At 69.1% G+C, this 14,856-nt stretch carries 7 protein-coding genes; 2 read left to right on the top strand and 5 right to left on the bottom strand.

Translation table 11 applies throughout. The annotated features are described in order from the left end of the window. Positions 1 to 49: 49 nt before the first annotated feature. From AAHB16_RS04620 to AAHB16_RS04605, 4 genes are all read right to left on the bottom strand, one after another. Positions 50 to 1,066: a Bug family tripartite tricarboxylate transporter substrate binding protein gene (locus tag AAHB16_RS04620; protein WP_342050225.1), complete on the bottom strand. Its 1,017-nt coding sequence runs from the start codon at positions 1,064 to 1,066 to the stop codon at positions 50 to 52. Positions 1,067 to 1,154: 88 nt separating this feature from the next. After that, on the bottom strand, positions 1,155 to 2,537 hold the full coding sequence (locus tag AAHB16_RS04615; RefSeq protein WP_342050224.1) for an efflux transporter outer membrane subunit: 1,383 nt from the start codon (positions 2,535 to 2,537) through the stop codon (positions 1,155 to 1,157). A 2-nt stretch (positions 2,538 to 2,539) separates the two neighbouring features. After that, positions 2,540 to 4,765: a MacB family efflux pump subunit gene (locus AAHB16_RS04610; RefSeq protein WP_342050223.1), complete on the bottom strand. Its 2,226-nt coding sequence runs from the start codon at positions 4,763 to 4,765 to the stop codon at positions 2,540 to 2,542. Next, positions 4,759 to 5,955, bottom strand: a complete 1,197-nt coding sequence (locus tag AAHB16_RS04605; RefSeq protein WP_150374591.1) for an efflux RND transporter periplasmic adaptor subunit — start codon at positions 5,953 to 5,955, stop codon at positions 4,759 to 4,761. Before AAHB16_RS04605 ends, AAHB16_RS04610 begins: the two co-directional genes overlap by 7 nt. 207 nt (positions 5,956 to 6,162) lie before the next feature. Between AAHB16_RS04605 and uvrA the strand changes: the two genes are divergently transcribed. Next, positions 6,163 to 12,069 carry an excinuclease ABC subunit UvrA gene (uvrA, locus tag AAHB16_RS04600; RefSeq protein ID WP_342050222.1) on the top strand — a complete coding sequence of 1,969 codons (5,907 nt, stop codon included), beginning with the start codon at positions 6,163 to 6,165 and terminating at the stop codon, positions 12,067 to 12,069. A 53-nt stretch (positions 12,070 to 12,122) separates the two neighbouring features. Here the strand turns inward: uvrA and AAHB16_RS04595 are convergent, their stop codons facing one another. Beyond that, complete coding sequence (locus tag AAHB16_RS04595) at positions 12,123 to 13,586, bottom strand: efflux transporter outer membrane subunit (RefSeq protein WP_342050221.1); 1,464 nt, start codon at positions 13,584 to 13,586, stop codon at positions 12,123 to 12,125. Between the two features lie 112 nt (positions 13,587 to 13,698). Between AAHB16_RS04595 and AAHB16_RS04590 the strand changes: the two genes are divergently transcribed. Beyond that, positions 13,699 to 14,796: an HlyD family secretion protein gene (locus AAHB16_RS04590; RefSeq protein ID WP_150374589.1), complete on the top strand. Its 1,098-nt coding sequence runs from the start codon at positions 13,699 to 13,701 to the stop codon at positions 14,794 to 14,796. The last annotated feature ends 60 nt before the right edge of the window (positions 14,797 to 14,856 follow it).

Genomic DNA, 14,856 nt, shown 5'->3' with positions numbered 1-14,856 from the left:
CGAAGGGGAGAGGCCGAAGGACGATCATACGCGATCGTTGCAGGCGGTATCAGTCGACCTTGACCTTCGCGGCCTGTGCAACCTTGCTCCAGTCGCGCATTTCCTCGCTGATCATGCGGCCGAACTTGTCGCTCGGCGTATAGGCGATTTGCACGCCCTGTGCGTCCATGGTGTCGACGAGGTCGGGCATGGCCAGCACGGTCCTGGTGGCGGCGGCGAGCTTCTCGATGACGGCGGGCGGCGTGCCCTTCGGCGCGACCAGACCGAACAGGTTGTCGGCGCGGAAGTCCTGGATGCCGGCTTCGATCATGGTCGGGGCTTCGGGCAGCGACTTCACGCGCTTGTCGGAGGCCACGGCGAGCAGGCGCAGCTTGCCGGACTTCACGTGCGGGAGCGCGGACGGAATGCTGTCGAACATCATCGCGGCGCGGCCGGCCATCAGGTCGGGCATCGCGAACGAGCTGCCCTTGTACGGGACGTGAATCACGTCCACGCCCGCGCGCAGGCGGAACAGTTCGGACTCGAGGTGCGACAGCGTGCCGGAGCCCTGCGAGGCGAAGTTGTACTGGCCGGGAGCGGCCTTCAGGTACTTGACCAGTTCCGGCACGGTCTTGACGGGGAGCGAGGCCGGCACCACGAGGATATGCGGCACGGTGCCGATACCGGCGATGGGGACGAAGTCCTTGGCCAGGTTCGCGGGCTGGTTGCTATACGTCGCGGCGGCGATCGCGGCGTTGCTCACGGCGGCCATATAGAGCGTGTAGCCATCGGGAGCGGCCTTGGCCGCGTACCCGAGGCCGATCGCACCGCCGGCACCGGGGCGGTTCTCGACGACGACGGGCTGATGCAGGACCTGCGACAGGCGCTGGCCGACGGCACGGGCGAGCACGTCGGTGGCACCGGCGGGCGGGAACGACAGCACGAGCTGGATCGGGCGTTCCGGGTATTCGGCGAGGGCGGCGGGAGCGGCAAGTGCACCGGCAAGGCCGGCCGCGGCGAGAACGAGGTTCAGAGTGGTGCGGGTATGCGCCATCAAGGTGCGCGCGATCGGGAACTGCGATGCCATGGTAAGACGAACTCCAAAATGTTTGTAAAGCATGACAAATGGAGCAAGTGGCGTGCCAGTCCTGCGGGTTTTCCCTGAAATTTCGCGCTCAAGTCTGTCGCGGCGTTGCCGACCAGCCGCCGCCCAGGGCGCGGTACAGGCCGACGCTGGCCTGCAGTTGCGAGAGGCCCAGCTGGACCGACTGGTCCTGCGCGGCGTACAGCGTGCGCTGGGCATCGAGCACGGTCAGCAGCGTTTCCGCGCCCGCGCGGTAGCGCGACTCGGATAGCCGGGCGGCCTCGCGTGCCTGCCGTAGCGCCTCGGCCTGCGCGATGCGCTGGTTTGCCACGCCGTCGACCGCGGTCAGCGCGGTTTCCACGTCGCCAAAGGCGTTGACGATCGCGCCACGGTAGGCGGCGAGCAGTTCCTCCCTGCGCGCGACGGCCAGATCGCGTCCCGCGGACAGGCGGCCGGCGTTGAAGATCGGCACGACGAGTCCTGCGGCGAGGTTGTAGAGCGAGGTGTCGAACAGGTTGCGCACATGTTCCGCTCCCACGCCGGCGCCGGCGGTCAGGGTCAGCGTGGGGAGCATCGCGGCGCGGGCGACGGTGATATCGGCGTCGGCCGCGGCCAGTGCGCGTTCGGCCTGCGCGAGGTCCGGGCGGCGGACCAGCAGTTCGCTCGGGACGCCCGTGGCCGCCGTGGGCGCGGCGATATCGTCGAGCGTCGTGGCGGCGATGTCGAAGCCTTCGACGGGCCTGCCCAGTACGACGGCCAGCGCGGCCAGGCTGGCGCGCGCCTGCTGCGTGCGGAGGGCCAGCTCCTGCCGTTGCGTGGCGACGAGCCCGCGCTGCTGGGCGAGTTCGAGCGGCGTGGCGGCACCGGCGCGCGCGCGCGATTCCACGAGCGCGAGGATGCGCTGCGAATTCTCGAGGTTGCGCTCGGCGATGGTCACGCGTTCGCGCAGGGCCACGGTTTGCAGATAGGTGTTGGCCACCGTGGCCACGACGGTCAGCGTGACGGCGTCGCGCGCATAGGTCGTGGCGAGCCAGGCGGCGCGCGCCGAGTCGCGCAGCGCCGCGTTGCCGCCCCAGATGTCGATTTCATAGCTCGCGAACAGCTGGGCGGTATAGAAGCCAGAGACGGTTTCCTGTGGCTCCTTGAACCGTTGCGCGTTGGCGGAGAGGCTGACGTCGGGCAACAGCGCGGCGCCGGCGATGCGGGCCTGGGCCTGGGCTTGCCGCACGCGCGCGGCGGCGGCGGCCACGTCGAAGCTGCTGGCCTGCGCTTGCGCGATGAGGGTGGTGAGCTCCGTGCTGCGGAAGCGTTGCCACCATGCGGCTTCGAGCGGCGCGGCCGGCTCGACGCCTGTGTCGTTGCGCCATGCCGCGGGCACTTGCACGGCTGGCACATCGCCGGCCGGAGCGGCGGCGCAGCCAGCGAGCAGTGCAACGAGCAGGGTGACGACCGGGGTGACGATCGGGGTGGTCATCGTCAATCGCTCGCCAGTGCGGTGACCGGATCCAGCCGTGCCGCCTGCCGCGCGGGCATAAAGCCGAATACGAGCCCCGTAAACAGCGCGCATGCGAACGCGCCGAGCATCGCGCGCGCGGAGAAGATCACGGGCACTTCCCAATGCAGCAGCGTGAGCCCGATCACCACGCCAATCAGCACGCCGGCCAGCCCGCCGACGAGCGTCACGGTGATGGCCTCGGTCAGGAACTGCCGCTGGATATCGCGCTGCCGGGCGCCGGCGGCCATGCGTATGCCGATTTCGCGCGTCCGCTCCTTGACCGTCACGAGCATGATGTTCATTACGCCGATGCCACCGACCACCAGCGAAATCGCGGCCACGAGCCCCAGCATGATCGTCATCGTCTGCTGCGTCTCGGTCTGCGCCCGCAGCGAGGCGGCGCGGTTGTAGACGCGGAAGTCCCGCACGCGATGCGTGGCTTCGAGCGCATCGCCGATCTGTTTGGTCACGCCTTCGGCGTTGTCGATATCGTCCACGAGCACCGTGATCCAGTTCAGGTTCATCGTGCCCAGTACGCGGCGCGCCCCCGTGGCATACGGAATCAGCACCACGTCGTCATCGTCGGCATCGCCCGACGTGGCGCCTTTCTCCTCGAGTTCGCCGATCACCTGGAACGGCACGTTATTGACGAGCACATATGCGCCGAGCGGACTGGCATCGCCGAACATCCGCTCGCGCGTCTTCTTGCCGAGCAGGATCACCGTGGCCAGGTTGCGCTCGTCCTGATCGGTGAAGAACAACCCGCGCGAGACGTTCCAGTTGAGCGCGCGCCGTGCGTCGGTGGTGACGGCCATGGCGTTGACGAACGAGTCGACATTGCCTGCCCTGAGCGTGACCTTGTTGCGCAGGATCGGCGTGGCGCTCGCCACATGGGGCAGTTGCCGGATGGTGCGGACATCGGCTTCGGTCAGCACGCCGCCGGGACCGCGCGAGGCATCGCCGCCGGGCACGACGTACAGGCGGTTGGTGCCGAAGCTTGCGATCTTGGCGATGACTTTTTCCTGCGTGCCCGCGCCGATGGCCAGCATCACGATGACCGATGCCACGCCGATGATGATGCCGAGCAGCGTGAGGGCGGTGCGGAAGCGGTTGGTCCACATCACGGTCCATGCGGCCGCGAAGGCTTCGCGCATATCGGTCCAGGGCCGCGCGGTATGGGCGATGCCGGCCGCCATGGCCGCGCGGAAGCGGCGCGGGTCGAGGGAGGCGGGCATTGTCGTGCGCGGGGTGGGGTCGGGCTTGTCCCGCGGGCCGCGGGCACCGCTGTCGGAGACGATCTGGCCGTCGCGGATTTCGACGATGCGGCGGGCCTGCGCGGCCACGGCGCGGTCGTGCGTGATCAGGATGACGGTATGGCCGGCGTCGGCGAGTTCGCGCAGTAGCGCGACGACTTCGGCGCCGCTGCGGCTGTCGAGCGCGCCGGTCGGCTCGTCGGCGAGGATGACGTGGCCGCCGTTCATGAGGGCGCGCGCGATCGAGACGCGTTGCTGCTGGCCGCCGGACAACTGGCCGGGGCGGAATGTGGCGCGGTCTGTGAGGCCGAGTTGCGCGAGCAAGGCCGAGGCGCGGCGCTCGCGTTCGGCGAGGCCCGCGCCGGCGTAGACGGCCGGCATTTCGACATTGCGCTGGGCGTCGAGGGAACGGACGAGGTGGTAGCCCTGGAAGACAAAACCGAACGCCTCGCGCCGCAGCCAGGCGAGTTCGTCGGGGCCGAGGTCGGCGATATCGTGGCCCGCGAAGCGATAATGCCCGGCGGTCGGCCGGTCGAGGCAGCCGAGGATATGCATGAGCGTGGACTTGCCGGAGCCCGAGGCGCCGACGATGGCGACGAACTCGCCGGCGGCGATATCGAGGGAGATGCCGCGCAGCACGTCGGTGGCGGGGCCGGCGTCGGTGCCTGGGTATGCGCGGCGGACATTCCGGAGCGAGATCAGGGGCGCGGCGATGGGCGCGTCGCTCCGGTTCGCCGCGCCGGCTGATCTGTCGGCATCCGCACCCACGACCGCATCGCGCGCGGTGTCCGTGTCCACCGTGGCATCGTGCTCGGCCAGCGCGTCGGGCGACGCGATCGGCCCGCGTTTTGCCCCGCCGGCCCCGCCGGTCCCGCCGGTCTCGGCGGCGCGAGTGGGGCCGCGCCGGCGCTCGCCGGGCGGGTCCATCCAGTCGCGCGCCACCCCGTCTACCATCGGAATCTCCCATCCGCCATCCGCTCATAGCGTACGCCGGTCACGAGCCTTTCGCCTTCCTTCAGTCCCGACACCACCTCCGCGCTGAGCCGGTCGCGCACGCCTGTGGCCACCTGGCGGTCGGCGATCCTGCCGTCCGCGCCGAGCACGCGCGCCGTATAGCGCCCCGGCTGCCCGTTCACGGGCTGCAGCGCGGGCAACGGTGCCACGAGCACATTGCTCACGCTCGCGGCGACGAAGAACACCTGCGCGCTCATCTGCGGCATCAGCGCGCGGTCCCCGTTATCGACGTCGAACAGCACCGTATACAGCACGACCTTGCCCGCGGGAGACGCCGCCGCTGCCGCGCCGGCAGCCGGTGCCGGACCCGCAGGCGTCGGCGGCGCCGGCAGGATCTGCCGGACCTTGCCCGTCCACCGCCGCGCGGCACCCTCGCCATCCTGCACCCCGAGCGTCGTGAAATACACGCTCATCCCGGGCCGCACCCGCCGCACATCGGCCTCCGACACTTCGGTCCAGACCGTCATCGCGGACAGGTCCGCAATGCGCAGGATGGTCGGCGTCTGGTACGTGGCATTGAGCGTCTGCCCCTCCCGCGCATCGAGCGTGACGACCGTGCCGGCAATCGGCGCAAAGATCCGCGTATAACCCAGCTGCGCCTCGTCGCCCTTGAGCTGCGACGACGCGCCGTCGATCTGCGCGCGCAGATTGTCGATCCGGGCCAGCGCCACCCGCAATGCGGCCTCGGCCGTCTGCACATCCTCGTCGCGGGTAGAGCCATCACGCGCCATGCTGCGCTGCCGCTCGGCCTGCTGGCGCGCAAGATCGCGCTGCGCATACTGCTCGGCCAGCTGCGCCCGCAGGCTCGCCAGCGTCGCGCGCGTGGCATCCACACGCGCCTGCTGCACGGAGGGATCGATCTCGACGAGCAGTTGCCCCCTGGTCACGGCGTCGCCGGGCTGCACGTGGATGCGCCGGATCGCTCCGGACGCCTGCGCGCCCACATCGACATAGCTGCGCGGCTGCAGGATCCCCAGCGCGGTCACGCTGGATTCGATGTCGCCCCGCGTGACCGGAACCGTATCGACGATTTCGGTCGGCCGCAGCAGCCACCACCAAAGCCCCGCCACCAGCAGGGCGAACAGGGCGAATAACGTGGCAGGACGCTGCAGCAGAGGCGGGATTTTCATGGTCGACCGGATGATGCAACAGGATTGTTGCGCACTCAAGGCTCGCGGGGTACGGGCGCGACCGGCCTTGTGATAACTGTATGAACATACAGTATAGTGGCGGGATGCCTTCGGCCCCGTCCGGCACGCCCGCGACCCGAAAGCCCTTGCAATATTCGTAGAAATAACTTCAGAAATTCATCTTAACCAGTTGAATTGGTGGATAAATTGGCAGAATCCGATCACACCGGCGGTCCCCTCGGCGGTACCATTCGCATCCGCGGCGCACGTCAGCACAATCTCAAGAACATCGATCTTGACCTCCACACGGGCCAGATGACCGTGGTAACCGGTCCGTCGGGCTCGGGCAAGTCGAGCCTCGTGTTCGACACGCTGTACGCCGAAGGCCAGCGCCGCTACGTGGAGACCTTCAGCGCCTATGCGCGCCAGTTCCTCGACCGCATGGACCGCCCGCAGGTGGACAAGGTCGATGGCGTCCCGCCGGCGATCGCGATCGACCAGACCAACCCCGTACGCAGTTCGCGCTCCACGGTCGGCACGATGACCGAGCTCAACGACCACCTGAAGCTGCTCTACGCGCGGGCGTCGGAACTGTTCGACCGCCAGACGGCGCTGCCCGTGCGCCACGACTCGCCGGAGACGATTTACGAGGAACTGGTGGCCCGCACGGCCGAAGGCCAGCCGTTCCACGACGCGCGGCTCGTGGTCACGTTCCCGGTGGAACTCCTCGAGTCGGCCACGGAAGAGGAAGTCCAGCAGTGGCTGTCCGTAAGCGGCTATACCCGCGTGCATGGCCAGCGCATCGTCGCGTCCCCGACCGGCGCGCGCAAGATGCTCGACGTGGTGGCGGACCGGTTCCGCATCGGCAACGTGGACCGCGCACGCGCGGTGGAAGCCATCGAGGCCTCGCTCAAGCGCGGCGCCGGGCGCGTGAGCGTGCAGGTGGTCACGGACGATGGCGACGGCCCGGTCTGGCGGTTCTCGACCGGCCTGCATAGCCCCGAAAGCGACATCCGTTACGCCGACCCGCAGCCCGCGCTGTTCTCGTTCAACTCGGCCTACGGCGCGTGCGAGACCTGCCGCGGCTTCGGCCGCGTGATCGGCGTCGATCTGGGCCTGGTCATTCCCGATGCGCGCAAGTCGCTGCGCGACGGCGCCATCAAGCCGATGCAGACGCCCGCGTGGAAGGAGTGCCAGGACGACCTGATGCGCTACGCGGCCAAGGCCGGCATTCCGCGCGACGTGGCCTGGAGCCAGCTGACCGATGCCGAGAAGCACTGGGTCATCCACGGCTCGCCGGACTGGAACGGCCAGTGGAACAAGCAGTGGTACGGCGTGATGCGGTTCTTCGACTATCTGGAGTCGAAGGCCTACAAGATGCATATTCGCGTGCTGCTGTCGAAGTACCGCAGCTACACGCCGTGCGAGACCTGCGGCGGCGCGCGGCTCAAGACCGAGTCGATGCTCTGGCGCCTGGGCTCGAAGACCAATGCCGATGCCGTGCTGCCGCCGGCCGACCGTTTTCTGCCGCGCGGCGTGGACTGGGACCGCAGCCAGCTGGAGTCGCTGCCGGGCCTGACCGTGCACGACCTGATGCTGACGCCGATTGCGCGCATCCGCCGGTTCTTCGACGACCTGACGCTGCCGAGCACGCTGCTCGACGACGCGCTCAAGCTGCTGCTGGCGGAAGTCCGCACGCGGCTCAAGTACCTCTGCGACGTCGGCCTCGGCTATCTGACGCTCGATCGCCAGAGCCGCACGCTGTCCGGCGGCGAGGTCCAGCGGATCAACCTGACCACGGCGCTCGGCACCTCGCTCGTCAATACGCTGTTCGTGCTCGACGAGCCGAGCATCGGGCTGCATCCGCGCGATCTGAACCGCATCGTGGAGGCCATGCACCGGCTCCGCGACGCGGGCAATACGCTCGTGGTGGTCGAACACGATCCGTCCGTGATGCTCGCGGCCGATCGCCTGATCGACATGGGGCCGGGACCCGGCGAGCGCGGCGGCTCGATTATTTTCGACGGCACGCCCGAGGCCATCCGCAAGGAACGCACGCTGACCGGCGACTACCTCGGCGGCCGCCGGCGCGTGGCCGACGCTTCGAGCTGGCAGCCGCGTCCGGTGGATGGCAAGACGCCGCGCATCGTGCTGGAAGGCGCGACGGAACACAATCTGCGCGACGTCACGGTCGAGATCCCGCTGGAGCGGCTGGTCTGTGTGACGGGCGTGTCCGGCTCGGGCAAATCGACGCTGCTGCAGGACGTGCTGTATCCCGCGATGGCGCGCCATTTCGGCAAGGCCACGGAGTCGCCGGGCGCGCACCGCGCGCTGACCGGCGCGGACCAGGTCGATGACGTGGTGTTCGTCGATCAGTCGCCGATCGGCAAGACCGCGCGCTCGAATCCGGCCAGCTACGTGGGCGCGTTCGACGAGATCCGCAAGCTGTTCGCCAAGGCGCCGCTGGCGCTGCAGCGCGGGTACACCGCGGGCACGTTCAGCTTCAACTCGGGCGACGGCCGTTGCCCGACCTGCGGCGGCTCAGGGTTCGAGCACGTGGAAATGCAGTTCCTGAGCGACGTTTACCTGCGCTGCCCCGATTGCGACGGCACGCGGTATCGCCCCGAGGTCCTCGAGGTCAAGATCAACCGCGCCATCTGGAACGAACCCGCGCGCGCGCTGAGCGTGGCCGACGTGCTGGAGTTGACCGTGAGCGAGGCCACCGCGCTGTTCGCGGGAGATCCGGCCGTCCTGCGCGTGCTCAAACCGATCGCCGACGTGGGCCTCGAGTACGTCAAGCTGGGCCAGCCCGTGCCGACGCTCTCGGGCGGCGAGGCGCAGCGCCTCAAGCTCGCGGGCTTCCTCGCGGAAACCGCGCAGGCGGCGCCGGCCGGCCGTGGCGGGCGCGTGACGAAGCAGCCCAAGGTGCCGAAGCGGCTGTTCATGTTCGACGAGCCGACCACGGGTTTGCATTTCGAGGACATTGCCAAGCTGATGGGCGCGTTCGGCGAGCTGCTCGACGGCGGCCATTCGCTGATCGTGATCGAGCACAACCTCGACGTGATTCGCGCGGCGGACTGGCTGATCGACCTCGGTCCCGAGGGCGGCGATGCCGGTGGCGAGGTCGTGTGCGTGGGGACACCCGAGGACGTCAAGCGCTGCGAGGCATCGCATACGGGACAGGCGCTGATCCACTATGACGCGGCGCTCGGCGAATCCGGAACGCTCGCGGCGGAACGCGCGGAGGCAGCGGACGCGCAGGGCAAACCGTTGCAAACGGCGTTGCAGGCCGCCCGCGCGCGGCGCGCCGTGGAGGGCGAGAACGTCGTGCGCATCGTCAATGCGCACGAGCACAACCTCAAGGCGCTCAACGTCGATATTCCGCACGGCAAGTTCAACGTGATTACCGGCGTGTCCGGCTCCGGCAAATCGACGCTGGCGTTCGACATCCTGTTCCATGAAGGACAGCGGCGCTATCTGGAATCCCTCAACGCCTATGCGCGGTCCATCGTGCAGCCGGCGGGCCGGCCCGAGGTCGATGCGGTGTACGGCATTCCGCCGACCGTGGCCATCGAGCAGCGGCTGTCGCGCGGCGGGCGCAAGAGTACCGTCGCGACGACGTCCGAGGTGTGGCACTTCCTGCGGCTGCTGTACGTCAAGCTCGGCATCCAGCATTGCGTGCACGACGGCGCGCCGGTGACGTCGCAGAGCCCGGAGTCGATCGCCGCGCAGCTGCTGCGCGACCATCGCGGCCAGCATGTGGGGCTGCTGGCGCCGCTCGTGGTCAACCGCAAGGGCGTCTATACCGACCTCGCCAAGTGGGCGAAGGCGCGTGGCAACACGCATCTGCGCGTCGATGGAGAGTTCCTGCCCGTGGACCCGTGGCCCCGGCTGGACCGGTTCCGCGAACATACGATCGAGCTGCCCGTGGGCGACCTCGTGATCTCGCCGGACAACGAGGCGCAGCTGCGCGCGTTGCTGGGCCAGGCGCTGGAGCTCGGCAAGGGCGTGATGCATCTGCTGGCGCCGCTCGACGGGCTGCACGATGCGCTGCACGGCGGCAAGGGCACGCGCCATGTCGGCGATACCAAGGTGTTCTCGACGCGGCGCGCATGCCCGGTCTGCGGTACGAGCTATCCCGAACTCGATCCGCGCATGTTCTCGTACAACAGCAAGCATGGCTGGTGCACGACGTGCGTCGGCACGGGGCTGGCGCTGACGCGCGAGCAGCGTGCCGTGTATGACGACACGGTGCTGGGCAGCAGCGACGAACGCGGCCGCGAGCAGAGCCTGCCGTCCGAGGAGCAGGAACCCGAAGGCGTGGTCGATACGCCGTGCGCCGATTGCGGCGGCGCGCGTCTGAACCCGGTATCGCGCGCGGTCACGTTCGATACGCAGCCGATTACCGACGTGGCGCAATGGACCGTGTCCGATACGCGGCGCTGGGTCGATGGCCTGCGCCTGACGGGCCGCGATGCGGAAATCGCGCGCGACGTGGTCAGCGAGATCGGCAGCCGGCTGCAGTTCCTGGAAGAGGTGGGCCTCGGCTACCTGAGCCTCGACCGCGCCGCGCCGAGTCTTTCCGGCGGCGAGGCGCAGCGGATTCGTCTGGCCGCGCAACTGGGCAGCAATCTGCAGGGCGTCTGCTACGTGCTGGACGAGCCGACCATCGGCCTGCATCCGCGCGACAACCAGATCCTGCTCGATGCGCTGCGCAAGCTCGGCGACAAGGGCAATACGCTCGTGGTGGTCGAACATGACGAGGATACGATCCGCCGTGCCGACCACATCATCGATATCGGGCCGGGCGCGGGCAAGCGCGGTGGCACGCTGGTCGCGCAGGGTGGTGCCGAGGCGCTGGCCGCGGCGCCCGATTCCACGACCGGGCAATTCCTCGCGCATCCGATCGTGCATCCGTTGCAGCCGCGGCGGACCGTACGGCCGGCGCGCGCGGGCAAGCCGGCCGAGCCCGAACAGTGGCTGACCGTGCAGGGCGCGAATCTGCATAACCTCAAGGACGTGACGGCGCGGATTCCGCTGTCGCGGCTCGTGGCGATTACCGGGGTATCGGGCTCGGGCAAGTCCACGCTGGCGCGCGATGTGCTGATGGCCAACCTGCTCGATGCGGTGGGGCGTTCGGTGATGTCGTCGCCGGCCACGCGGCGGGCGCGCGCGGCGGCCGAGAAGGCGGGCAAGCCGACGGCCACGCGGTCGCTGAGCGTCGAGCATGCCTGGCATGGCTGCGAGGCCATTACGGGCTGGGAGTCGATCGATCGCGTGCTCGAGGTCGATCAGACGCCGATCGGCAAGACGCCGCGCTCGTGTCCCGCGACCTATATCGGCGTATGGGACGCGATCCGCAAGCTGTTTGCCGAAACGCTCGAGGCCAAGGCGCGCGGCTACACGGCCTCGCGGTTCTCGTTCAATACGGGGCAGGGACGTTGCCCGGCATGCGAGGGCCAGGGGGTGCGCACGATCGGCATGAGCTTCCTGCCCGATGTGAAGGTGCCTTGCGACGTCTGCCATGGCCAGCGCTTCAATCCGGAAACGCTTGCCGTGACCTGGCGCGGCCGCAATATCGGCGAAGTGCTTACGATGGAAATCGACGAGGCCGTCGAGTTCTTCGGTGCGCTGACGCAGATCTCGCATCCGCTGCAGCTGATGAAGGACGTGGGGCTCGGCTATCTGACGCTGGGGCAGCCTTCACCGACGCTGTCGGGCGGAGAGGCCCAGCGGATCAAGCTCGTGACCGAACTGTCGAAGGTGCGGGACGACATCACGCGCCGGGGGCAGAAGGCACCGCATACGCTGTATGTGCTCGACGAACCGACGGTGGGGCTCCATATGGCCGACGTGGCGCGGCTGATTCGCGTGCTGCACCGGTTGACCGATGGCGGCCACAGCGTGGTGGTGATCGAGCACGACCTCGACGTGATTGCCGAGGCGGACTGGATCATCGATCTGGGGCCCGAGGGCGGTGCGGGGGGCGGGACGATCGTGGGGGCCTCGGACCCCGAGGCGCTCTCGCGCAACGCGGCCAGCCATACGGGAGCCGCGTTGGTGCCGGTGCTCGCGCGGGAGGCGGCAGGCGAGGCGCGGAAGGTCATGCCCTGATCGGTGCCGAGGCCCTCGGCCGGGGGCGTGGCTCCCGGCCAGTCGGTACCCGATTACCAACCGCCGCCCAGCGCGCGGAACGTCGCGACGGCCGCGCGAGCGTTGTCGGCCACGACCCGCGCCTGCTCGTCGCGCGCCGTCAATAGCAACCGGTCTTCCTCGAGTACCTCGTACAGGCTGACCGCACCCCCCTTGTACGCGTCTTCCGACGCATTGCGCGCCCGCAGGTGCGCATCGACTTCCGTCCCAAGCTCCTTCGACTGGTTCTCCAGTTGCGTCAGCGTGACGATCGCGTTCTCGACGTCTTCGGTCGCGCGCAGCATCGACTGGCGGTAGTTGGCCAGTGCCTCGGCATTCGCGCCCTTTGCCTGCTTTACCTCCGCGTCCACGCGCCCGAAATCGAACAACCGCCAGCGCAGGCCCGCGGCCGCGGTCGGCTGAAAGGCCTTTGCCGTAAACAGCGTGTTGGCCTGCAGGCTTTCGAACCCGAGCAAGCCGGAGATCGACACCTTTGGGTAGTACTCGGCCGTGGCCACGCCGATTCGCGCGTTGGCCGCGGCCACGCGCCGCTCGGCGGCGATCACGTCGGGACGGCGGCGCAGCAGCGCGACGGGGCCCTCGGCGGCCGAAATGGCGGGCACCACCGCGGTGGTCGCCGCGACCGACCCGTCCGAGTCGAGTTCGCGTGCATAGGTGCCGGGCTCGGCGCCCATCAGCACATCGAGCCGGTTCAGCTGGGTCTGCAGCGCGATGCGCAACGGGGGCACCGTGGTGCGGGCCTGTGCGACCAGCGCTTCCGCCTGCGCGACCTCGCGTATCGCGGCCAGGCCGTCCTGTTGACGCAGCCTGACGAGTTCGAGCAGCCGTCCGTTGGTGGCGATCTGGTCTTCGGCAATCGCAATGCGTCGTTGCGCGCCGCGAATGCGGAAATAGGCATCGGCGGCCTCGGCGGCCACCGTCACGCGCACGCCGAGGTGCTCGGCTTCCGCGGCTTCGGCCTCCGCGCCGGCCGCTTCGGCACCGCGCCGCAGGCCGCCGGCCACGTCGATCTCCCAGCTTGCGGCCGCGCCCACGTCATAGAGCGCGATGCTCCGGCGGTCGCCCTGCAAGGCATTGCTGATCTTGCCGATCGGGTTCACCAGCGACTGGCGCTGCTTGACCACGCTGGCGTCGAAACTGCCTTGCGGCAGCAGCGCCGCGCCGGCTTCCTGCGCCACGGCGCGGGCCTGTTCCACGCGGGCGACGGCGGCTGCCAGATCGAGGTTCTGATTCAGCGCGCGCTGGACGATACGCGTGAGCGTGGGGTCGTCGAAGCCGAGCCACCACGTGTCGAGCGACGGCGCGGGCGCGGCCGCGGCGCGCGCGGCGAGCACGTCGGCGTGCGGGTAGGCCGCGGACGGGGCGAGCTCCGGCTTGCGATAGTCGGGGCCGACCGCGCAGCCGGCCAGCGACAGCGTCGCGGCGGCGAGCAAGGCGGCGCGTAGGGACATGGCGGCGGGATGCAACGACAGGTTCATGGGCGATCCGATTTAGTTACTTGCATAGTGCTAGTAACAACTCTATACTAACTTTCGACTTGATAGCAACTCGAATTTCATTTCACCCAATCCGGCAGGAAGGACACCACCCATGACGACCAGCACCGCCGCCGAGCGCGCCCCTTCGGACTCCGCCAATGCCTCGCGTGCCCGGCCCGGCGCCAAGCGCCTCGCGACCATCGCCGCGCTCGCGATTGCCGGTGCCGGCGTCGTCGCCTACGGCGCGCACTGGTGGACCGCGGGGCGCTTTATCGAGGAAACCGACGATGCCTATGTCGGCGGCGACGTCACGGTCGTCGGCACCAAGGTGGCCGGCTATATCACCGAGGTCGCGGTGACCGACAACCAGACCGTCCACGCCGGCGACCTGCTCGCGCGCATCGACGACCGCGACTATCGCGCGGTGCTTGCGCGTGCAGAGGGCGCCGTGGCCGCGCAGGAAGCGCTGCTGGCCAATCTCGACGCCAACCAGCGCCTGCAGCAGGCCGTGATCGGCCAGGCCCGTGCCGGCGTTGCGGCCACCGATGCGGAGACCGTGCGCGCACGCGACGATCAGCGCCGCTACGCGAGCCTCGTCGCCAAGCAGGCGGTATCCACGCAGAGTTCGGAGAAGGCCGACGCCGATTACAAGCAATCGGTGGCCAACGGCCAGAAGGCGCAGGCGGCACTGGTCGCCGCGGAACGCCAGCTCGACGTGATCGGCACGCAGAAGCAGCAGGCGCAGGCCGCGCTCGCACAGGCAATCGCGGAGCGCGACCTCGCACGCCTCAATGTCGGCTACACCGAGCTGCGCGCCCCCGTGGACGGCACCATCGGCAACCGCCGCGCGCGCGTCGGCGCGTATGCGGCCAGCGGTTCGCAACTGATGTCCGTGGTGCCGGCAGCGGGGCTCTGGATCGATGCCAACTACAAGGAAAGCCAGCTTGCGCATATGCAGCCGGGCATGCCCGTGACCATCCGCGCCGACGTATTGCCGGGCCGCGTCTTCCACGGACATCTCGGCAGCCTGGCGCCCGCCACGGGCGCGCAGTTCAGCGTGCTGCCGCCCGAGAACGCCACGGGTAACTTCACGAAGATCGTGCAGCGCGTGCCCGTGCGCGTATTGCTCGATGACGCCGATGCGCGACTGGGCCTGCTCCGTCCAGGCCTGTCGGTGACGGCCGAGGTCGATACCAAGGTGAAGTCGTGAGCAGCGCGGTCGTTGCGCAGCCGCCGGCCCAGCCGCAGCCCCCGCTGGCGCCGATCAGGC

It is taken from the genome of Cupriavidus sp. OTU4054 (assembly GCF_038440175.1).
Lineage (GTDB): Bacteria > Pseudomonadota > Gammaproteobacteria > Burkholderiales > Burkholderiaceae > Cupriavidus > Cupriavidus pauculus_D.
Note: the sequence above shows the minus strand (reverse complement) of the source record. Positions and strands in the feature narration are given on the sequence as shown.

Excerpts from the sequence above, each read along its gene's own strand:
- AAHB16_RS04615 (WP_342050224.1), bottom strand. The coding sequence starts at position 2,537 with ATGACCACCCCGATCGTCACCCCGGTCGTCACCCTGCTCGTTGCACTG.
- AAHB16_RS04595 (WP_342050221.1), bottom strand. The coding sequence starts at position 13,586 with ATGAACCTGTCGTTGCATCCCGCCGCCATGTCCCTACGCGCCGCCTTG.
- AAHB16_RS04605 (WP_150374591.1), bottom strand. The coding sequence starts at position 5,955 with ATGAAAATCCCGCCTCTGCTGCAGCGTCCTGCCACGTTATTCGCCCTG.
- AAHB16_RS04620 (WP_342050225.1), bottom strand. The coding sequence starts at position 1,066 with ATGGCATCGCAGTTCCCGATCGCGCGCACCTTGATGGCGCATACCCGC.
- AAHB16_RS04590 (WP_150374589.1), top strand. The coding sequence starts at position 13,699 with ATGACGACCAGCACCGCCGCCGAGCGCGCCCCTTCGGACTCCGCCAAT.
- AAHB16_RS04610 (WP_342050223.1), bottom strand. The coding sequence starts at position 4,765 with ATGGTAGACGGGGTGGCGCGCGACTGGATGGACCCGCCCGGCGAGCGC.